At 63.5% G+C, this 21,489-nt stretch carries 14 protein-coding genes; 8 read left to right on the top strand and 6 right to left on the bottom strand.

Translation table 11 applies throughout. The features are described from left to right. Nucleotides 1-12 precede the first annotated feature (12 nt). Nucleotides 13-2,415 (top strand): TonB-dependent siderophore receptor, encoded by a 2,403-nt coding sequence (locus NRB16_RS26640; RefSeq protein ID WP_257107339.1) that lies wholly within the window; start codon nt 13-15, stop codon nt 2,413-2,415. Between the two features lie 23 nt (nt 2,416-2,438). On the opposite strand, the gene NRB16_RS26645 is transcribed toward NRB16_RS26640, so the two are convergent. The 3 genes from NRB16_RS26645 to NRB16_RS26655 all read right to left on the bottom strand — a co-directional run bounded on the left by NRB16_RS26645 (nt 2,439) and on the right by NRB16_RS26655 (nt 5,748). Further along, nucleotides 2,439-3,386, bottom strand: coding sequence for a transporter (locus NRB16_RS26645; RefSeq protein ID WP_253117363.1), 948 nt, complete (start codon nt 3,384-3,386; stop codon nt 2,439-2,441). 69 nt (nt 3,387-3,455) lie between these two features. Continuing rightward, the gene (locus tag NRB16_RS26650; RefSeq protein ID WP_257107340.1) at nt 3,456-4,223 is read right to left on the bottom strand and encodes a coniferyl-alcohol dehydrogenase; all 768 of its coding nucleotides are present in this window, start codon (nt 4,221-4,223) and stop codon (nt 3,456-3,458) included. Nucleotides 4,224-4,272: 49 nt separating this feature from the next. Then, on the bottom strand, nt 4,273-5,748 hold the full coding sequence (locus NRB16_RS26655) for a benzaldehyde dehydrogenase (RefSeq protein ID WP_045491608.1): 1,476 nt from the start codon (nt 5,746-5,748) through the stop codon (nt 4,273-4,275). 259 nt (nt 5,749-6,007) lie between these two features. Between NRB16_RS26655 and NRB16_RS26660 the strand changes: the two genes are divergently transcribed. Next, nucleotides 6,008-7,750 carry a sigma-54-dependent Fis family transcriptional regulator gene (locus NRB16_RS26660; protein WP_257107341.1) on the top strand — a complete coding sequence of 581 codons (1,743 nt, stop codon included), beginning with the start codon at nt 6,008-6,010 and terminating at the stop codon, nt 7,748-7,750. A 4-nt stretch (nt 7,751-7,754) separates the two neighbouring features. Here the strand turns inward: NRB16_RS26660 and NRB16_RS26665 are convergent, their stop codons facing one another. The 3 genes from NRB16_RS26665 to NRB16_RS26675 are packed head-to-tail and all read right to left on the bottom strand — an operon-like array spanning nt 7,755 to nt 11,307. Then, entirely contained in the window at nt 7,755-9,005 is a 1,251-nt protein-coding gene (locus NRB16_RS26665; protein ID WP_257107342.1) for an MFS transporter, read from the bottom strand. 50 nt (nt 9,006-9,055) lie between these two features. Beyond that, on the bottom strand, nt 9,056-10,138 hold the full coding sequence (locus NRB16_RS26670; protein ID WP_257107343.1) for a sugar phosphate isomerase/epimerase: 1,083 nt from the start codon (nt 10,136-10,138) through the stop codon (nt 9,056-9,058). Then, nucleotides 10,135-11,307, bottom strand: a complete 1,173-nt coding sequence (locus NRB16_RS26675; protein ID WP_257107344.1) for a Gfo/Idh/MocA family protein — start codon at nt 11,305-11,307, stop codon at nt 10,135-10,137. The genes NRB16_RS26670 and NRB16_RS26675 overlap by 4 nt, the downstream gene beginning before the upstream one ends. A gap of 190 nt (nt 11,308-11,497) precedes the next feature. Between NRB16_RS26675 and NRB16_RS26680 the strand changes: the two genes are divergently transcribed. The 6 genes from NRB16_RS26680 (at nt 11,498) to NRB16_RS26705 (ending at nt 21,045) form a co-directional block, all read left to right on the top strand. Further along, entirely contained in the window at nt 11,498-12,499 is a 1,002-nt protein-coding gene (locus tag NRB16_RS26680; RefSeq protein ID WP_257107345.1) for a LacI family DNA-binding transcriptional regulator, read from the top strand. A 310-nt stretch (nt 12,500-12,809) separates the two neighbouring features. Then, complete coding sequence (locus NRB16_RS26685; protein WP_045491621.1) at nt 12,810-13,955, top strand: MFS transporter; 1,146 nt, start codon at nt 12,810-12,812, stop codon at nt 13,953-13,955. Nucleotides 13,956-14,071: 116 nt separating this feature from the next. Continuing rightward, nucleotides 14,072-14,977, top strand: a complete 906-nt coding sequence (gene folD / locus NRB16_RS26690; RefSeq protein ID WP_045491623.1) for a bifunctional methylenetetrahydrofolate dehydrogenase/methenyltetrahydrofolate cyclohydrolase FolD — start codon at nt 14,072-14,074, stop codon at nt 14,975-14,977. A 225-nt stretch (nt 14,978-15,202) separates the two neighbouring features. Further along, nucleotides 15,203-16,444 (top strand): multidrug efflux RND transporter periplasmic adaptor subunit MexE, encoded by a 1,242-nt coding sequence (gene mexE / locus NRB16_RS26695; RefSeq protein WP_045491625.1) that lies wholly within the window; start codon nt 15,203-15,205, stop codon nt 16,442-16,444. A 12-nt stretch (nt 16,445-16,456) separates the two neighbouring features. Beyond that, nucleotides 16,457-19,648 (top strand): efflux RND transporter permease subunit, encoded by a 3,192-nt coding sequence (locus tag NRB16_RS26700; RefSeq protein ID WP_045491627.1) that lies wholly within the window; start codon nt 16,457-16,459, stop codon nt 19,646-19,648. Beyond that, complete coding sequence (locus tag NRB16_RS26705; RefSeq protein WP_257107346.1) at nt 19,648-21,045, top strand: efflux transporter outer membrane subunit; 1,398 nt, start codon at nt 19,648-19,650, stop codon at nt 21,043-21,045. The genes NRB16_RS26700 and NRB16_RS26705 overlap by 1 nt, the downstream gene beginning before the upstream one ends. Nucleotides 21,046-21,489: the final 444 nt, after the last annotated feature.

Raw genomic sequence — 21,489 nt, forward strand, 5'->3', positions numbered from 1 at the left:
GAACCCGCCGCCATGCATCATCCGTCGCCCTTCTCACCTCTCGCCCTGGCCTTGGCGCTGGCTTTTGGCTCCAGCCTGGCCAGTGCCGACAGCCTGGCTGCGCCTGCTGATATCAGTCACGCATCATTCGACTTCGACCTGCCAGCCGGCCCGCTGGATGCCACCCTTACCGCCATTGCCCGCCAGAGCGGGCGCAATATCGCCTTCAGCGCGTCTTTGACCCGTGGCCTGAACAGCCCCGCGCTGCGCGGTCGCTACAGCGCCGAGCAAGCAGTACAGCAAGCCTTGCAAGGGCTGGCCCTGCAATTGGGCGTCACCCCCAGCGGCACCTTGAGCATCGAGCCGCGTAGCGACGCCGCCGTACAACTGGCGCCCATCGACATTGCCGCCGCCAGCCACGCGCAGAATGCCTGGGGACCGGCGTACAGCCGCGTGGCGACCCACAGTGCCAGTGCCACCAAGACCGACACCCCGCTGCTGGAAACGCCACAGTCCGTCTCGATCATCACCCGCGAAGAAATGACCGCCCGCCAGCACACCAGCCTGGCCGATGTACTCAACTACACCCCCGGCGTGATCGCCCAACCCAACGGTTACAGCCGGGTGGCCGATGACTACCGGATGCGCGGTTTCGACATCGGCCCGCGCACCGGCAGCGTGCTGCGCGACGGCATGAAGATGCAGAGCACTCAATTCGAAGGCGGCCAGGAGCCTTACGGCCTGGAGCGCGTTGAAGTGCTCAAAGGCGCCTCCTCGGTGCTTTACGGGCAACTGGCGCCGGGCGGGCTGGTCAACACGGTAAGCAAACGCCCGACCCTGACGCCGCTGCATGAGCTGAATCTGGAGTATGGCAATCACCAGCGCATGCAGTTGTCTACCGACCACGCTGGCGCACTGGATGAGCAAGGTCGCCTGAGCTATCGCCTGACTGCGCTCAGCCGTGACAGCGGCACCCAGTATTCGGCCATTGACGACGACAAGCACTACATTGCCCCGGCGCTGACCTGGCAGATCAGCGACGACAGCCGCCTGACCCTGCTCGCCAGCCAGCAGCGCACCCGCACCACCCTCACCCCGCCGATGCGTTATGACCTGACCGTGTATAGCCGCACACCCGGTTACAAGGTGCCGTATGACCTGTTTGCCGGCGAGCCGGATTACGATCGTTATGACGGCAACCTGCGCACCGCAGGCTACCTGTTCGAACATCGCGTCAATGAGCACCTGCAACTGCGCCAGGCCGTGCGCTATTTCGAGTCCAGAGCCGACTACGACTACATTACCCTCAACACCAGCCGGGTCAGCGGCGCCAATCTCTCGCAACTGTCGCGCAGTTATAACAGCCGCGAAGACATCGCCACCGGCTGGACCAGCGACAACAGCCTGCAACTGGACCTGGAACACGGGCGCTGGCAACACACCGTGCTGGCCGGCGTGGACTATTACCACAAGACCTACGACAGCCATCGCTTCAGCGGTAACGCGCCGGTGCTGGACCTGGCCAATCCGGTGTACGGTAACCTGCCCAATGTTGACCGCTCAGTCGATCGCGGCTCAGACCTGCACGCCCGACAACTGGGTCTTTACCTGCAAGAACAGCTTAAGTTTGATGAGCACTGGGTCGGCGTGTTCGGCTTGCGTCAGGACTGGGCCGACAGCACGACCCGCACCTACCGCGACGGCGCACGCAGCACTACCGACGACAGCCAGCTTACCGGCCGGGTCGGGGTGGTCTACCTCGCAGGCAACGGCCTGGCCGCCTACGCCAGCTACAGCCAGTCATTTCTGCCGGCCAGCGGCAGCGGCGCCGACGGCAAACCGTTCAAACCCACCGAAGGTGAACAGTACGAGATCGGCCTGCGTTATCAGCCAGCCGACCGCGAATGGCTGCTCAGTGCAGCGCTGTATCAGTTGACCCAGCGCAACGTCACCAGCTCGATTCCCGGCTCCGATTTCGACGAGCAGACCGGCAAGGAACGCAGCAAGGGCCTGGAGCTCGAAGCCAAGGCGCAGTTGACCGATAACCTGGCGTTCAGCGCCGGCTACGCCTACACCGACGCCCATGTGATCGCCGACAACGACCCGCAAATGGAAGGCTCGCGCATTGAGGGCACGCCCTACCACAGTGCCTCGCTGTGGCTGGACTACCGCCTCGCCGCATTGGGTCTGCACGGCGTCAGCGTCGGGGCCGGAGCGCGCTACAACGGCACCACCCATACCCTGCCGAGCATCAGCGACCGCAAGATCCCGGCCTACACCCTGTTCGACGCACGGCTCAGCTACGCACTGGACGACCATTGGCAACTGGCCGTCCGCGCGCAGAACCTGACCAACCAGCGCTACCTGTACTGCGCCAACTCATGCCGCTATGGCGATGAACGCAGCCTGGTGGGTTCAGTCAGCTACAACTGGTAACGGCTAGGCAGATGGCTGCACAGCTAGAACTTGTGCAGCCAGTTCAGCACCAGCTTGTCGCCCTCGGTGCGGTTCTCGGCGCCCTGTTCGAAGTACAGGTTGACCGACAGCACGTCCTCTTTGCTGAACGCGTAGAGCATCCCCGGCCCCGCTGCCCAGACCTTTTCGCGGCGGCCGCTGACCGCGTGGCCATCGACTTTGGTGTCGGTGAACTGCTTGAGCCAGTAGCCGTTCAGACCCACGCTAAACGCCTGGCTGACCGCGTATTGCAAGGTCAGGTTAGCGTGCAGCGCCTGACCGGCCTGGGTGTCGGAGACATCACCGAAGCCGGCCTGCGGGTCGTTGTTCTTGCCGTTCCACAGGTACATGAAACGGCCGCTGGCCGACCATTTTGGCGTGAACCAGTAGGTGGCCGCGTAGTACGGGTTGAACGACCAGAAGTTGCTGCCCGGATTGATCGAGCGCTCACGGTCATAGGCGCCCACCGGGATCGACACATCAGCTTCAATGCGCTGGGTCAGCAGCGGGCTGCCGTCGGCGCGGGTCAGGGTCGGCAATTGCAAGAACGCGCCGAGCACCAGATCGCCCAGCCCGGCACGCGAGCTGAGGGCCGCGTTGTTCAGACCGTCATCGACATCCACATGGGCCAGTGATGTGTTGATCAGGGTAAAGCCCGGCATTGCGCCATTGGCCCATGGCTGGCCGAGGTAGATGATTTGCGTGGTCGGCGCGAATACCTCCAGATCCTGCCGGGGCAAGCCCAGCTTGTCGCCATTGGCATCATTGAAGCGGCTGGCCCGTGAGTAGGTCAGGTACTCTTCCAGGTACCAGCCAGGCCCGGCTGGGGCCGGCGAGCCATCATAGAAACTGGTGGAGCCCAGATTGAGTCCGGGCAAGTCGTAACCGTGGGCAGTCGAGCACAGCGCAACACAAAGCATGGCCGCAACCGGCCGCAAGAATGGCTTGGGCATCTTGTAAGTCCTGTATTGTTTTTATTGTTCAGAACCCCGCCGCCTCAGGGCTGGCGGGGGGGCAAGCGCTCAAACGTAAGTGGCTGCCAGGCCGCCATCCACCGGCAGGTTTACGCCATTGACCCAGCGCGCCGCATCCGAGCAGAAAAAGGCAATCACCGCCGCCACCTCGTCGGCCAATGCCGGGCGGGTCATGCGCTGGCTGTCGCGGGCCACCCGCTCCGGGCCGAGCATGCTGACGAAATCACCGAGGATCGGCGTGAATACCGGGCCGGGCGCGACGCAATTGAGGCGCACGCCATGGTCACGGAACCACGCCTGCGATTGCTGAAAGCTCCAGACAATCAGCGCCTCCTTGAAGTATTGATAGCAATCGCTGTGCTGTACCGGGTTGGCGTCCAGCCAGGCGCGGCCTGCCGCGTAGCTTTCAGTGCCGGCCAGCGCCTTGTGCTGCTCCACGCGCAGCGGCCATTGCGCGCCCAACACCGACGCCACGTTGACGATGCTGCCGCCACCGGCCAGGCGCGGCAGCAGCGCGGTAGACAGCTGCCGCACGCCCAGATAGTTGACCGCCGCCACCGCGTCGAGCGGCGCGGTGCCGGGCACCCCGGCAATGTTGCACAAGGCATCGACCCGGGCCGGCAGGCGCTCGACCAGCGCGTCAATGCTGGCAGGGTCGCCCAGGTCGGTTTGAAAAAAACCGTCCAGGCTCAGTTGCGCCTCGTGGCGGTCCACACCGATAACCCTGGCGCCTTGAAAGCGCGCCAGCCTTGCCACCTCGGCACCGATGCCCGACGCAACGCCGGTGACCAGCAGGGTTTTGTTGTACAGATTCATGTTCAAGCCCTCTTATTGTTGTGTAGGCATGCCGCGATAAATCGATCACTCAAAACGGGTACTGCGGCGCGGTGTTTTTCACCGTCACCCATTGCCACTGGCTGTATTCATCCCAGTCCGCCGGGCCGCCGACGCTGCCGCCGTTGCCCGAGGCGCCGCGGCCGCCAAATGGGTTACTGCATTCATCTGCCACGGTCTGGTCGTTGATGTGCAGCAGACCGCAGTTCAGCCGCTCGCCGATGGCCATGGCGCGGCCCACCGAAGCCGAGATCACCGCCGCCGACAGGCCGTACTCGGTGCGATTGGCCAGCTCGACTGCCTCCTCATCGGTCGCAAAACTCACCACCGCCGCCACCGGGCCGAACAGTTCTTCCTCGAACACGCGCATGCCCGGCCGCACCCCGCTGAGCACCGTGGGGCGGTAGAACAGTTGTTCATACTCACCGCCCGCCTCCAATCGTGCCCCGGCCTGCAGGCTGTCGCTGACGATGGCGTGCAGGCGCTGCAATTGGCGCGGGTTGATCAGCGGCCCCAACACCGCTTCACCACGCGCCGCATTGCCGACGCTCAGCGCCCTGGCCTTGTCGGCCAGCTTGCGGGTCAGGCTGGCGGCGATGGACTCGTGCGCCAGAATCAACCCGCTGGCCATGCAGATCTGCCCCTGATGCAACCAGGCGCCCCAGGCGGCATTGCTCGCGGCAAGGTCCAGATCAGCGTCTTCGAGGATGATCAACGGGTTCTTGCCGCCCAGTTCCAGAGCGACCTTTTTCAGGTGCTCACCGGCCACGGCGGCGACCTTGCGCCCGGCGCCGGTAGAGCCGGTGAAGGCGATCATTCGTACATCCGGGTGCCGACACAGCGCCTCGCCCGCGTCAGCGCGCCCCGGCAGCACATGCAGCAAGCCTTTGGGCAGGCCGGCCTCTTCGAGCAGCCGGGCGATGAGAAAGCCGCCGCTGACCGGGGTCTGCGGGTCGGGCTTGAGCACCACCGCATTACCCACCGCCAGCGCCGGAGCCACCGAGCGCAGCGACAGAATCAACGGAAAATTGAACGGCGAAATCACCCCCACCACCCCATGGGGCTGGCGCCGCGCATACGACAACCGCCCGGCCGCGCTGGGCAGCACCAGACCGTGGGGTTGCGACAACAGGCCTGCCGCCTGATGCAGCAGGACAATCGCCTCACGTACTTCATGCTCGCCTTTGAACAACGCCCCGCCAGTCTCCCGCGCCACATACAGCGCCAGTTCAGCGAAATTGCCTTCGGCCACCTCCGCAGCCTTGCGAAAGATCTGCGCCCGCTCGCGAGGCCCGAGTGCCGCCCAGGCCGGCTGCGCCAAGGCAGCGCTGCGACAGGCAGCGGCGACATCATCGGCATCGGCCATGGCGCAGTACATCAGCGGCTCGCCAGTGGCCGGCTCGACAACCGGATCAACCAGACCGGACCCGCGAATCCAGTCACCGTTGAACAGGCATCCGGGCACCAGCGCCGGTTGCAGCAAAGAGGGGGTGTGTGACTCTGACATGGCAACTCCTGATTCTTATGATTGTGTTCGGCTGCGCCGCACCAGGGTCAGAGCAAGGGCTGTGCCGTGTTGCTCAGCACCTTCACGTATAAATGCCCAAAGGCTCTGCACCAAGGCTTTGCATGCAGCGGCCCTGCTGCACAGTGCAAAGCGGCTGCCGGGGCATCAGCGCGCGGACTTGTTCATTTGATAAAGTTATGTTTAATAACTATCTGCGTAGTTGCTCATATCAAGCACTCAGCCATCCAGGGGCATAACAATGACTAATCCCCGCAGCGCCCAACCCGTTACTGCTCCACCGCGTGGTGACAGCCGCCAGTTAAGCGTCAGCAGTTCGCCCACTCCAGCGGAGCTGACCGATTGTTTGTTTTTCTGCCCTGAAGACGGACGGATCTGGCTCAATGACCAGCGCATGCTGTTGCTGCACAGTTCCTCGTTCGGCGCGCTGCGCAGCGAGGTGATCGCCCGGTTGGGGCTGGAGCAGGCGCGTGGGCTGTTCACCCGCACCGGCTATGCCTCGGGCCTGCGCGATGCCCGGTTGATCCGCGAGCGCTGGCCACAGGCCGATGCCGCTGCGGTGTTCCGTGCCGGCACCCACCTGCACACCCTGGAAGGCATGACCAAGGTCGAACCGCTGTATTTCAAATTCGACGCCGAATCGGGTTTCTACGAAGGCGAGTTTCTTTGGCACCACTGCTGCGAAGCCGATGAACACCTGGCTGTGCACGGTGTCGCCCAGGATCCGGTGTGCTGGACTGAAACCGGCTACGCCATGGGTTTTGTCAGTGGCTTGTTCGGGCAAATGGTGATTTTCCGCGAGGTGCAGTGCCGCGGCATGGGCCACGCCAGCTGCCGGGTGGTCGGCAAGACCGCTGCGCAGTGGAACGATGCCGGGCAAGACCTCAGCTACCTGAATGTGTCGTCGAGCTTGAGCCATCCTGATCCGGCCCCCGCGCCTGTGCCACACGCCGCGGTCGGCCCGCACCCGCCGCTGATCGGAGCCAGCGCGGCCTTCAATGCTGCCACCCAGGCTCTGCAGCGGGTCGCCAAAACCCCGGCCAGTGTGCTGATCAGCGGTGAGTCGGGGGTGGGCAAGGAGTTGTTCGCCCGTCAGTTGCACCAACTCAGCCAGCGTCGCAACGGCCCGTTCGTGGCGCTGAACTGCGCAGCGATTCCGGATAACCTGATCGAAGCCGAGCTGTTTGGTGTCGAACGCGGCGCCTACACCGGCGCCACCCATTCAAGACCCGGACGCTTTGAACGGGCCGCCGGCGGCACGTTGTTTCTCGATGAAATCACCTGCCTGAGCCTGGCCGGCCAGAGCAAGCTGCTGCGCGCCCTGCAAGAGCGGGAGATCGAACGAGTCGGTGGCGTGCACGGCATCCGGGTCGATGTGCGCGTCGTTGCCGCGACCAATATCGATCTGCGCAAGGCTGTGGCTGACGGCAGCTTTCGTGAAGACCTGTTCTACCGACTGAACGTCTACCCGATCGCGTTGCCGCCATTACGCGAGCGCCGCGATGACATTGCGCTGCTGATCGACGCCTTCCTGACCCGCTTCTGCCGGGACTATGAGCGCACCCCGGCGGGGCTGACCATGCGTGCCCTCAAGGTCCTGCTGCGCTACGACTTTCCCGGCAATGTGCGAGAGCTGCAAAACCTCATCGAGCGCGGCCTGATTGCCAGCGATGAGGGGCAGCCCATTGATCTGGTGCATCTGTTTCGCAATGAGCCGCTGCCCGGCGACCCGTATGGGGTGGATGATCACGGCAGCCTGTCCAACAGCATGCCACCTGCCCCAACAGCAGCAGCTGCCCCGCCGCTGCTGGAAACCCTTGGCCAACTGGACCCGGCTTTTACCCTGCACGGCCTCGAATCACGGCTGATCAACGAGGCCTTGCAGCGCAGTGCAGGCAATCTGGCGGCAGCGGCCAGGCAATTGGGCCTGAGCCGGGCGCAGTTTGCCTATCGCTTGAAAAAGCATCAGCCAGCGGCTGATTGAGCGCTCAGCGTGTTGCTTGCGCGCTCTTGGCTTCAGGGCTGCCAGGCTCACGGCCCTTGAATACCAGCAAAAAGCACACCAGCACCAGCGTCGCAAAGGCCGCCGGGAACAGCCAGATGCCCTGCCAGTCATGGCTGCCAGCGCCGGTGGCGTAGTGATCGGTCACTCGCCCGGCGACCCAGAAGCCGATCAGCATGCCGAATCCATAGGTGGCCATCGTAATCAGTCCTTGGGCGGAGCTTCTGAACCGCTGCGGTGCTTTGGCGTCGGTGTAGATCTGCCCGCAAACAAAGAAGAAGTCGTAGCAGATGCCGTGCAAGGCGATGCCGATGAACAGCATGAAGGCCAGCTCACCGTTATTGCCATAAGCGAATAATAAGTAGCGCAACGACCAGGCCAGCATGCCCACCAGTAGCGCGAGCTTGATCCCGAAGCGCTGGATGAACAACGGCAGCAACAGCATGAACAGCACTTCCGAGACCTGCCCGATCGCCATCTTCGCGGTCGGGTTGGCCATGCCGGTCTGGGCCAGGAACGGGTTGGCGTTCTGGTAATAGAACGCCAGCGGAATGCAGATCAGAATCGAGGCGATGAAGAACACCAGGTAATTGCGGTCCTTGAGCAGGCTCAAGGCATCCAGCCCCAGGTTCTGCCGCACGCCGGCATTGCCTGCCGTGGCCTGCATCGGCGGCGTGCTCGGCAAACTCAGGCTGTACAGGCCCAGCAACAGCGAGGCGAGTGCCGACATCAGGAAGGTGTTGCGCAGCGCGCCGGACGCAATCGCGCTCTGCGCGTCCCAGGCGAACACAAAGCTGATCAGCAGACCGGCCACGATCCAGCCGACCGTGCCCCATACCCGAATGCGCGAGAACTCCAGCGCCGGGTCGCGCATCTGGCGCAAGGCAACCGAGTTGACCAGCGCCAGGGTCGGCATATAGACCATCATGTAGGCCAGCACATACGGGTAGAAGCCGCTGAAGTCCTCGGCCCGGTAGAGCTGCAACAGCAGCACCGCGCCAAGCAGATGCAGCACTGCAAGGATCCGTTCGGCATTGAACAACCGGTCGGCGATCAGGCCGATCACAAAGGGCGCGATGATCGCGCCCCAGGACTGGGTGGCAAACGCCATGCCGATCTGCCCGCCCGAGGCGCCGAGGCTGCTGCCCAAAAAGGTGCCCAGGGTGACGAACCAGGCGCCCCAGATAAAGAACTGCAAGAACATCATTACGCTCAGTCGCGCATTCATTCTGGTCATGACAGTACCGCCTTATTGTTGTTGTAGGTTTGCCAACCAGCGTGCCGGCCTCAGACCTTGGGCAAGCCCAGCAGGCGCCGATTGGACGCCGCATCAGCCGACACGCCGGCAAAGTCGTCGAATGCCTTGCGGGTCTTTTCAATCATGTGCCGCTCGATGAAGGCCACCCCCTCGGCAGCGCCCTGGCGGGCGTCCTTCAGGCAGCACTCCCACTCCAGAACCGCCCAGCCGTTGTAGCCGTACTGAGTCAGTTTGCTGAAGATCGATTTGAAGTCGATCTGCCCATCGCCCAGTGACCGAAACCGCCCCGGCCGCTGCACCCAGTCCTGATAGCCGCCATACACCCCGGAGCAGGCATCGGGGCGGAACTCGGCATCCTTGACATGGAACATGCGAATCCGTGGGTGGTAACGGTCGATAAAGCCCAGGTAGTCCATCTGCTGCAGCAGCAAGTGGCTGGGGTCATAGAGGATCGCCGCCCGCGGGTGGTGATTGACCGCCTCCAGAAAGCGCTCAAATGACGCGCCGTCGTGCAGGTCTTCGCCGGGGTGAATCTCGTAGCACAAATCGACCCCGGCCTGCTCGAAACAGTCGAGGATCGGCAGCCAGCGTTTGGCCAGTTCGGCAAAGCCCAGCTCGACCAGCCCGGCCGGGCGTTGCGGCCAGGGGTAAACAAACGGCCAGACCAATGCCCCGGAAAATGTCGCGTGAGCGGTCAGGCCCAGGCGCTGGCTGGCGCGGGCGGCCAGTTTCAGTTGCTCAATGGCCCAGGCCGTGCGCTCGGCCGGTTTGCCGCGCAAGTGGGCCGGGGCAAAGTCATCAAACAGCTCATCGAAGGCCGGATGCACCGCCACCAGTTGGCCCTGCAAATGAGTCGACAACTCGCTGATCTCGACACCGGCCTCGGCACACACGGCCTTGAGTTCATCGCAATAGGCCTGGCTTTCGGCGGCGCGCTGCAAATCGATGAAACGCGCATCCAGGGTCGGCAACTGAATCGCTTTGTAGCCCAGTGAAGCCGCCCACTGCGCGATATTGGCCAGATTGTCGAACGGCGCTTGATCGGCGATGAACTGCGCAAGAAAAATTCCCGGCCCGCGCAGGCCGCCAGAGGTTTTGAGTGAATCAGTCATGGTGTGCTCCGTTGCGGCAGCTCGCTCCACTTGGCCGTGCCGTGATGGTTGGCGATAGCGGTCTCGATAAAGGCCATGCCGCGCAGGCCGACCTCGATACCCGGCACACCGGGTACCTGGTGACCGCTCACGTGGCTACGAATCGCCGTGGCGAAGTCGCCGTACAAATTGGCCATGGCTTCGAGATAGCCTTCCGGGTGCCCGGCCGGCAGGCGCATGCGCTGCAACGCCGCTGCGCACAACCATGGCTGGCCAAGGCCAGCGCGCAGAACGCGCATGGGTTGCTCCAGCGAGCGGTGAATCAGGCTGGCCGGGTTTTCCTGCTGCCACTCCAGACCGCCCAGCTCGCCGTAGACGCGGATTTTCAGCGGGTTCTCTTCGCCGGCGCAGACTTGGCTGGCGATCAACACGCCGCTGGCGCCATCGGCCATGCGAAACAGCATCGCGGCGTCATCGTCCAGTTGCCGGCCTTCAATGTGGCTGCCGAGCATCGCGCTCAACTGACGGATTGGCTGGTCAGCAACAAACTCGGCCAGCGCAAAAGCGTGGGTGCCGATGTCGCCAATGCAGCCGCCCAGCCCGGAGTGCTCCGGCTGGTCGCGCCAGGCCGCCTGCTTGTTACCCTGCCCGGCTACATCCTGACTGAGCCAGCCTTGCGGGTACTCGACCAGCACCTTGCGGACTTTACCGATAGCCCCGCTGCGCACCATCTCCCGCGCCTGCCAGACCATCGGGTAACCCAAGTAGGTATGCGCCAGGCCGTACAGACGGTTGCTGCGTTCGGCCACCTGCTTGAGCGCCAGCAACTCGTCGAGGTTCAGCGCGGCGGGCTTTTCACTGAACACATGAAAGCCCGTCTGCAGCGCCTGGCTGGCGATCGGCGCGTGCAAGTGGTTGGGGGTGACGATCACCAGCAGCTCCATGCGCTGCTCGGCAGGCAAAGCCTGTTCGGCCTGAAGCATCTGCTGCCATTGGTCGTAGCACCGCGCAGCGGCCACCCCCAACACCGCGCCCGTGGCCTGATTGTTGGCCGGGTCGCGACTGAATGCACCGCACACCAGTTCGAAACGGCCATCGAGCCCGGCGGCCTGACGATGCGCCTGAGCGATGAACGCCCCGGCACCGCCACCGACAAAACCCATTCTTACTTTCGGCACTGCAGTGTTCATCCATTCTCCATTTGCAGAGTCGTGGCTAGACTATTGAGTTCGCGACGCCCAGAATGTAACCGGTTACATTGATGCAGAAATCTAGGCCCGTCATGCCGGTCTGTCAATGCTCGCCTTAACGACCTGAGCGTTTCAGGCTATAGGCCAGCTGCGGTAAGCTCGCAGGCTACGCGTTCTGAAAGAGGTGCTCTTGTCCAATATCCGTGAAGTCGCCCGGCTCGCCGGGGTCTCTGTCGCCACCGTGTCCAGAACCCTGAAGTACCCCGAGCGCGTGCTCGCCCAGACCCGTGACAAGGTCAACGCGGCGGTCGAACAGGCCGGCTATCGGCCCAACCAAATGGCGGTGCAATTTCGTTCACGCAAGACCGGCAATCTGGTGATTCTGGTGCCGACCATCGCCAATACCTTCTTCGCCCGGGTCATCAGCGGCGCACAACAGGCGGCCCAAGCGGCCAACTACCGCTTGTTGCTGTGCGACACCCAGGGCCGCGAGGCCGTCGAACGCGAGTTCGCCGAGCTGGTGTACGCCCACCAGGCCGACGGGGTGATTCAGTTGCGCGCCTACGATCCCTATCAACAGCCACTGCCCGGTGTCGAATTACCGCCCATCGTCAATGCCTGTGAAGTCGACGCCCAGGGGCGTCATCCGACCATCAGCCTGGACAATCGCGCCGCCGCCAGGGCCGTAACCCAACACCTGATCGAGCTGGGCCACCGGCGCATCGGCCTGATCAAGGGGCCAAAAAGCAGCCCGCTGACCCGCGAACGTGTGGCCGGTTATCAGGATGCCGTGCACCAGGCCGGCATCGCGCCAGACCCGGCGCTGATCTGTCATGGCAACTTCAGCCTGCAGGCCGGCTATGACGGCGCGGCGAACCTGCTGCAACTGGCCGAGCGCCCGACCGCGCTGTTCTGTGAAAACGACGAAATGGCGATTGGCGCGCTCAAGCAGATCAAACAACAGGGCCTGCGCGTACCCGAAGACATCTCGCTGGTGGGTTTCGACGACATCCCGTTCGCGGCCTACTGCGACCCGCCGCTGACCACCATCGCGCAACCGGCAGAAGCCTTCGGCCAACTGGCGGTCGAAATGCTCATCGCCCTGATCGAGAAGAAGCCGCTGGCCGCCCAGCACGTAACCCTGCCGTTCGAGCTGACACTGCGGCAAAGCACAGCGCCGCCTTCAAACTGAACGAAGCGGGTCGAGAATGCTCTAGAACAAGCATCTACATCCGGGTGCCTCTAAAAACGTAGGCGAGGCAGTCAGCGCTAGGCGAAATCAGGCGAGCAACGGTCGGAGTCGCGCACGACTTTACGGGTTGTAAATGAGCATTTTGAGCCTGATTTCAACAACGCGATGGCAACGCAGGTAGTTTTTAGAGGTGCCCACATGACGGTGCGGGCCTGATGCCGTATGGTGCCCGGCCTCGCTGTCTTGCGTACCACCGTTGTAATGAGGTTCATCCGTGTCAACAAGTCATGAAAACACCCCCTCCTCCGGCATGCGCCTGCTGATTCTGATCGCCCTGTCGATGGGCAGTTTCGCCATCGGCACCAGCGAATTCGTGATCATGGGCTTGCTGCCGGAAGTCGCCCGGGGGCTGGCCATCACTGAGCAACAGGTCGGCCATCTGATCAGCGCCTATGCCTTGGGCGTGGTGATCGGCGCCCCGGTGCTGGCGATTCTCGGCAGCCGCCTGAAACGCAAAACCCTGCTGGTGGCGCTGATGCTGTTTTACGGCGTCGCCAACCTGGCCAGCGCGATGGTCAGCGATTACCACGGCGCGCTGCTGGCGCGCTTTATCAGTGGCCTGCCACACGGCGCCTATTTTGGCGTCGCCGCCCTGGCCGCAGCGGCCATCAGCCCGTTGCACAAACGCGGCGCGGCGGTCAGTGCAGTGATGATGGGCCTGACCCTGGCGATCCTGATCGGCAATCCGCTGGCCACCTGGCTGGGGCAGATCCTCGACTGGCGCTACGCCTTTGTGGTGGTGGCGGTGATTGCCGGGCTGACCAGCATGCTGGTGTACGCCCTGCTGCCGGGCGGGCCGAAACCTGAAGCCAGCAGCGTGCGCGGTGAACTCAAAGCCTTCTTCCAGCCGCAGATTGGCGTCTTGCTGCTGATCGCCTCGGTCGGCTTTGCCGGTATGTTCTGCGTGTTCAGCTACCTGGCGCCCACCTTGCTGCAGGTCACCGGCGCTTCGCCAAACTGGATTCCGGCAGCATTGGCCAGTTTCGGCGCCGGCGCGGTGCTGGGTAATATCGTCGGCGGGCGGTTGTTCGACCGCTATGGCGTTCAGGCGATCGGCATCGTACTGGTCTGGTCGATCGTGGTGATGCTGGCTTTCCCGTTGGCGGCGCAGTCGATCTGGACCCTGCTGCCGGGTATTGCCTGTGTCGGCACCATGATCGCCCTCGGTCCGGTGCTGCAAACCCGGCTGATGGACATCGCCAAGGGCGCGCAAACCCTCGCTGCGGCCTCCAACCATGCCGCGTTCAACCTGGCCAACGCGCTGGGGCCATGGCTGGGCGGCATGGCCATCGCCGCCGGCTGGGGCTGGACCTCGACCGGCTTCGTCGGCGCTACCACCGCGTTGCTGGGCTTGCTGGTGTATGTGGCGGCGGTACGCGGCAAGACGGCCGGCTAAGGGGGAGTTGACGACACCGCTCATGGCCGCGACCATGAGCGGCTTGCCAGCGTTGATATTCAGCGTAACGATTCATCGTCTGGCAACTTTCCAACCCCGCAGCGGAAGACCCGGCAATGACCACCTCACACACCTGCGACCTCTCCTCGCCCACCCAGGCGGCAATCATCGACGGCAAGCGCTTTGCCGAGCAGGTGCGTCAGGAAGTCGCCGAGGGTGCCCGAGCGTTTCGTGACACTTACCAGCGAGGACCGGGCCTGGCCGTGGTGCTGGTTGGTGACGACCCGGCCAGCCAGGTTTATGTAAAAACCAAAATGAAAAAGGCCGCCGAGCTGGGCATTGAGTCGTTCCCTCACCTGTTGCCGGGCAGCACGCCTCAGCAAGAGTTGCTGGCACTGATCGACATCCTCAACCATGACCGCAGCGTGCACGGCATTCTGGTGCAATTGCCGCTGCCCGCCCATATCGATGAAGCCCGAGTGATCGCCGCCATCGCTCCGGCCAAGGACGTCGACGGCTTTCACCCGGTCAACGTTGGCCGCCTGGCGCAGGGCAAACCCGGCCTGACGCCCTGCACACCGTTGGGCTGCCTGATGCTGCTCAAGGACCGACTCGGCGACCTGACCGGCAAAAAAGCCGTGGTGGTCGGGCGCTCGAACATCGTCGGTAAACCCATGGCCAGCCTGCTGTTGCAGGAAAACTGCACGGTGACCATCGTTCACTCGCGCACCCAGGACCTCAATGCCGAGTGCCGTCAGGCCGATATCCTGGTAGTCGCCACCGGCCACGCCGAACTGCTCGGTGCCGAGGCCATCAAGCCTGGCGCTGTGGTGATCGACGTCGGTATCAACCGCATCGAACGCAACGGCGCGCCGGTACTGGTAGGCGATGTGGACTTTGCGGCTGCCAGCCAGGTGGCCTCGGCCATCACCCCGGTACCAGGCGGCGTCGGACCGATGACCGTGGCCTGCCTGATGAAAAATACTCTGACGGCAGCGCTGGCGATTGAGGCGGCCGTTTAAGATTGATGCTGGTCAGTAGCGCTAATGCCAGATCTTTCGGCCGAGCTTGGTTCTAGTGGGAGGGGCCGGCCGGCTCCCTCCCACCGAGTCCGCAGTGCTTATCTGAACAGTAGTCGGTAAACATCAATCAGATCGATATTAACCTTCGTCCCATTCGATTCGTTAATAGTCCGCGCGCACAACAGAATCCGCCCCATCACCCTTTTTACCTGCGGCGGATTCTCCATGGCTCAGTCACTTCACTTTTTGCGCTACCCCTTAACCGCACTGGCCATGGTGGTACTCACCGCCTGTGGTCGCGCCCCGGAAGCCACTCAGGCGCCAGCCGCCCCCAAGGTCAGTGTGGCCAAGGTGCTGGAGCAGCCGATCAACGAGTGGGACGAATTCACCGGGCGGCTCGAAGCGCCGGAAACCGTTGAGGTCCGTCCACGAGTCTCCGGCCAGATTGACCAGGTGGCCTTCACCGACGGCGCGCTGGTCAAGAAAGGCGACCTGCTGTTCCAGATCGACCCGCGTCCATTCCAGGCTGAAGTGCGCCGTCTCGAAGCCCAACTGCAACAGGCCCGGGCCGTGGCCAGCCGTAGCGAGAACGAAGCCGAGCGTGGCGACCGGCTGCGCGCCAACAACGCGATTTCTGCCGAACTGGCTGATTCGCGGACCACTTCGGCACAGGAAGCCAAGGCCGGCGTGGCAGCGATTCAGGCGCAACTGGACCTGGCGCGCCTGAACCTGAGCTTCACCAAGGTTACCGCACCGATCAGTGGCCGGGTCAGCCGCGCCGAGATCACCAGTGGCAACATCGTCACCGCCGACGTCACGGCCCTGACCAGCGTCGTTTCCACCGATAAGGTCTATGCCTACTTCGACGCCGACGAACGCGTATTCCTCAAGTACAACGAACTGGCCCGTCAGGGTCAGCGCGGCCAGAGCACCCCGGTGTATCTGGGCCTGTCCAACGAAGCGGATAACCCGCACCTGGGCCAGATGAACTTCGTCGACAACCAGGTCAACCCGCGCACCGGCACCATTCGTGGCCGGGCAGTGTTCGACAACACTGACGGGCGCTTCACCCCTGGCCTGTATGCGCGCCTGAAGCTGGTGGGCAGCGGCACCTACTCGGCAGTGCTGATCCAGGACGAAGCGGTCGGCACCGACCTGGGCAAGAAGTTCGTGCTGGTCATGGACCAGAACAACACCCCGGCTTACCGCGCCGTGGAGCTGGGTCCGAAGCTTGAAGGCCTGCGCATCGTGCGCAGCGGCCTGGCCAAGACCGACACCATCGTGGTCAAGGGCCTGCAACGTGTGCGTCCCGGCCAGCCGGTGGACCCGCAGGTCACGCCGATGGCCAGCGACCAGACCCTCGCGGCCCTGCGCCAACAACGTGAGGCGCTGGAAGCCAGCAACATGACGCCTGTCAGCACCAAGACCACCGTCAAACTCGCCAGCGTCACAGCGCCACGCGGTTAAGGGATACGACCGATGAACTTCTCGACATTCTTTATATCCCGGCCGATCTTCGCCGCCGTGTTATCGCTGCTGATCCTGATCGCCGGTTCCATCTCGCTGTTCCAGTTACCGATCAGCGAATACCCGGAAGTGGTACCGCCCACCGTGGTGGTGCGCGCCAACTTCCCCGGTGCCAACCCCAAAGTGATCGGCGAAACCGTGGCCTCGCCACTGGAGCAAGCCATCACCGGCGTGGAAAACATGCTCTACATGTCCTCCCAGGCCACCGCCGACGGCAAGCTGACCCTGACCATCACCTTCGCGCTGGGCACCGACCTGGACAACGCCCAGGTGCAGGTGCAAAACCGCGTGACCCGCACCGAGCCCAAGCTGCCCGAGGAAGTGACGCGCATCGGGATCACGGTGGACAAGGCCTCGCCCGACCTGACCATGGTCGTGCACTTGACCTCGCCGGATGACCGCTACGACATGCTCTACCTGTCGAACTACGCGGTGCTCAACATCAAGGACGAGCTGGCGCGCCTCAATGGCGTGGGCGATGTGCAGTTGTTCGGTATGGGTGACTACTCGCTGCGGGTCTGGCTGGACCCGAACAAGACCGCTTCGCGCAACCTGACCGCCACTGACGTGGTCAACGCGATCCGTGAACAGAACCGCCAGGTCGCCGCCGGTCAGTTGGGCGCGCCACCGTCGCCGAATGCCACCAGCTTCCAGATGTCGATCAACACCCAAGGCCGCCTGGTCAGCGAGGAAGAGTTCGAGAACATCGTCATCCGCTCCGGTGCCAACGGTGAAATCACTCGCCTCAAGGATGTGGCGCGCATCGAGCTGGGTTCGAGTCAGTACGCGCTGCGCTCACTGCTCAACAACAAACCTGCTGTCGCCTTGCCGATCATGCAGCGCCCCGGCTCCAACGCCATCGACATTTCCAACCAGGTCCGGGCCCGCATGGCCGAACTGAAGAAGGAATTCCCGCAGGGCATGGACTACGAGATCGTCTATGACCCGACCATCTTCGTCCGCGGTTCCATCGAGGCAGTGATCCACACCCTGTTTGAAGCGCTGATTCTGGTGGTGCTGGTGGTGATCCTGTTCCTGCAGACCTGGCGCGCTTCGATCATCCCGCTGGCGGCCGTGCCGGTGTCGCTGATCGGCACCTTTGCGGTCATGCACATGTTCGGCTTCTCGTTCAACGCCCTGTCGCTGTTCGGCCTGGTGCTGGCGATCGGGATCGTGGTCGACGACGCCATCGTGGTGGTAGAGAACGTCGAACGTAACATCGAGCTGGGCCTGGAACCGGTGGCTGCCACCCACAAAGCCATGGGCGAAGTGACCGGGCCGATCATCGCCACGGCGCTGGTACTGTGCGCGGTGTTCGTGCCGGCGGCGTTCATTTCCGGGCTGACCGGCCAGTTCTACAAACAGTTCGCCCTGACCATCGCGATTTCCACAGTGATCTCGGCATTCAACTCGCTGACCCTGTCGCCGGCCCTGGCGGCGGTACTGCTCAAAGGTCACAACGCACCGAAAGACCGCTTCTCGCGCCTGCTTGATCGTCTGCTGGGCGGCTGGCTGTTCAAGCCGTTCAACCGGGTGTTCGAAAAAGCCAGCCATGGCTACGTGGGCACTGTGGCGCGGGTGATCCGGCGCAGCGGCATTGCCATGGTCGTGTATGCCGGGCTCATGGCCCTGACCTGGCTGGGCTTCTCGACCACCCCGACCGGCTTCGTGCCCAGCCAGGACAAGCAATACCTGGTGGCCTTCGCACAACTGCCGGACGCAGCGAGCCTGGACCGCACCGAAGAGGTGATCAAACGCATGTCCGATATGGCCCTCAAGCAACCTGGGGTGGCCAATGCCGTGGCCTTCCCCGGCCTGTCGATCAACGGATTCACCAACAGCCCGAACAGCGGCATCGTATTCGTGACCCTGAAGCCCTTTGATGAACGCAAGGACCCGAGCCAATCGGCCAACGCCATTGCCGGTGCGCTGAACGGCCAGTTTGCCTCGATCCAGGAAGCCTACATGGCGATCTTCCCGCCACCACCGGTGATGGGCCTGGGCACCATTGGCGGCTTCCGCCTGCAGATTCAGGACCGTGGCAACCTCGGCTATGACGAGCTGTACAAAGAAACCCAGAACGTCATCGCCAAGAGTCGCAGCGTGCCGGAACTGGCCGGGCTGTTCACCAGCTACACGGTGAACGTGCCGCAGGTCGATGCCGCCATCGACCGTGAGAAAGCCAAGACCCACGGCGTGGCGATCAGCGATATCTTCGACACCCTGCAGGTTTACCTGGGGTCGCTGTATGCCAACGACTTCAACCGGTTCGGCCGTACCTATCAGGTCAACGTCCAGGCTGAACAGCAGTTCCGTCAGGATGCCGAGCAGATCGGTCAGCTCAAGGTCCGCAACAACCTGGGCGAGATGATCCCGCTGGCGACCTTCGTCAAGGTCAGCGACACCGCAGGTCCCGACCGGGTGATGCACTACAACGGCTTTATCACCGCTGAAATCAACGGCGCGGCCGCCCCCGGCTACAGCTCCGGCCAGGCCGAAGCGGCGATGAACAAGCTGCTGCGCGCAGAACTGCCCAACGGCATGACCTACGAGTGGACCGACCTGACCTATCAGCAGATCCTGGCCGGCAACACCGCGCTGTTCGTGTTCCCGCTGTGCGTGCTGCTGGCGTTCCTGGTGCTGGCGGCACAATACGAGAGCTGGAGCCTGCCGCTGGCGGTGATCCTGATCGTACCGATGACCCTGCTGTCGGCGATTGCCGGGGTGATCATTGCAGGGAGTGACAACAACATCTTCACCCAGATCGGCTTGATCGTACTGGTCGGCCTGGCGTGCAAGAACGCAATCCTGATCGTCGAGTTCGCCAAGGACAAACAGGAAGAAGGCCTCAGCCCGCTGGACGCGGTACTGGAAGCCTGCCGCCTGCGGCTGCGGCCGATCCTGATGACCTCCTTCGCGTTCATCATGGGCGTGGTGCCGCTGGTGCTGTCCAGCGGCGCCGGTGCCGAAATGCGTCATGCCATGGGCGTGGCGGTGTTCTCCGGGATGCTCGGGGTGACCTTCTTCGGCCTGTTGCTGACCCCGGTGTTCTACGTGCTGATCCGTAACTTCGTCGAGCGTCGCGAGGCCCGCAAGGCGGCCCGCATCGCCCAACAACCGACTCACTCCGTGGAGGCGCATTGATGAGTGCCCTGAAACTCTTCGCCCCTTCCTTGCTGGTGCTGGCGCTGGCGGCCTGCGCCGTCGGCCCGGACTACAAGGCCCCGACCACAGCTGACGCCAGCGCCCAGGCCGCTGGCGCCCAGGCGGCCTATGACCGCAGCCGCAGCGCCGCCAACTGGTGGCAACAGTTCGACGATGCGACCCTGAACAAACTGGTCGAGCAGTCTCTGGCCGGCAACCGTGACCTGCGGGTGGCTTTCGCGCGCCTAAAGGCCGCCCGGGCGATCCGCGATGACGTCAGCAACGACGCCATGCCGGTGATCACCAGCCGCGCCAGCAGCCAGATCGGCAAGGGCCAGGTCCCCGGCCAGACCGAAGACCGGGTTAACAGCGAACGCTACGATCTGGGCCTGGACATGGCTTGGGAAGTCGACCTGTTCGGTCGCATCCAGCGCCAACTGCAAGCCAGCGATGCCGACCAGCAGGCGGCCGAAGCCGAGCTGTACCAGTTGCAAGTGACCCTGATCGCCGATGTGGTCGATGCCTATGGCCGCCTGCGCGGTGCCCAGCTGCGTGAAGCCATTGCCCGCGACAACCTGAAAAACCAGCAGGACTCGCGCAACGTCACCACCCAACTGCGTGACGCCGGGGTGGGAAATGAACTGGACGTGGTGCGCGCCGATGCACGCCTGGCCGCAGTCGAGGCCAGCGTGCCGCAACTGCAGGCCGAACAGGTGCGCCAGCGCAACCGCATCGCGACCTTGCTGGGCGAACGCCCCGATGCATTGAGTATCGATCTGAGCCCGGCCGGGCTGCCAGCGATCAGTAAAACCCTGGCCGTCGGTGATCCGACCCAGGTGTTGCGCCAGCGGCCTGACGTCTGGGCCGCCGAACGGCAACTGGCGGCGTCCACCGCACGCATTGGTGTGGCCACCGCCGACCTGTTCCCACGGGTAAGCCTCAGCGGTTTCCTGGGGTTTACCGCCGGGCGCGGTTCGCAGATCGGTTCTCAGGCGGCCAAAGCCTGGAGCCTGGGCCCGAGCATCACCTGGGCGGCCTTCGACCTGGGCAGCGTCCGTGCTCGGATTCGCGGTGCCGACGCCGACGCCGAAGGCGCGCTGGCCAGCTACGAGCAGCAGGTATTGCTGGCCCTTGAAGAGTCGCAGAATGCGTTCAGCGATTACGACAAACGCCAACAGCGCCTGCTCGCCCTGCTGCGCCAGAGCAACGCGAGCCGCGAGGCGGCCCGTCTGGCCTCGGTGCAATACCGCGAAGGCACGGCGGACTTTCTGGTGCTGCTCGACGCCGAGCGTGAGCGCCTGGCCGCTGAAGACGCCCAGGCTCAAGCCCAGATCGAGCTGTATGAAGGGATTGTCGCCATCTACAAAGCCCTGGGCGGCGGCTGGCAACGGGCCTGACGGCCCGATGCTGCGCTGTTCGGATAAGCGCTTTACGCCTTTGTGGGAGCGAGCTTGGTGTGGGCGGCACTCCGACAAATAGGTCGGTAAAGTCCCAGCGTCTGCTGCGAATGTGCCGCCGTCTTCGCGAGCAAGCTCGCTCCCACCGGGTGCGCAGTGCTTATCTGAACAGTATTGGAGCGGCGAAGCCTTCGCTGCTCAAGCAGCTCCTGCGAGGTGTAACCGGGTCAGGCGCGGCGGTGACGGACTCACCTCATAGCGGAAATACGGCCCATCACCCCTACAGTGCAATACCGAGCCTGGTAAATACGGCAAGTGCTTTAGCGTCACGGCATAGTCGGCATTGCACTGCACTGGCGCACCGATCATCAATAACGACTCGTTTCGCTGGCGTGAACGAGAAACGCCTATTCTTAAATTGGATCCTTTATTAATCCGGTGGAC

The sequence above is a fragment of the Pseudomonas sp. LJDD11 genome (assembly GCF_024584215.1).
Taxonomy (GTDB): Bacteria; Pseudomonadota; Gammaproteobacteria; order Pseudomonadales; family Pseudomonadaceae; genus Aquipseudomonas.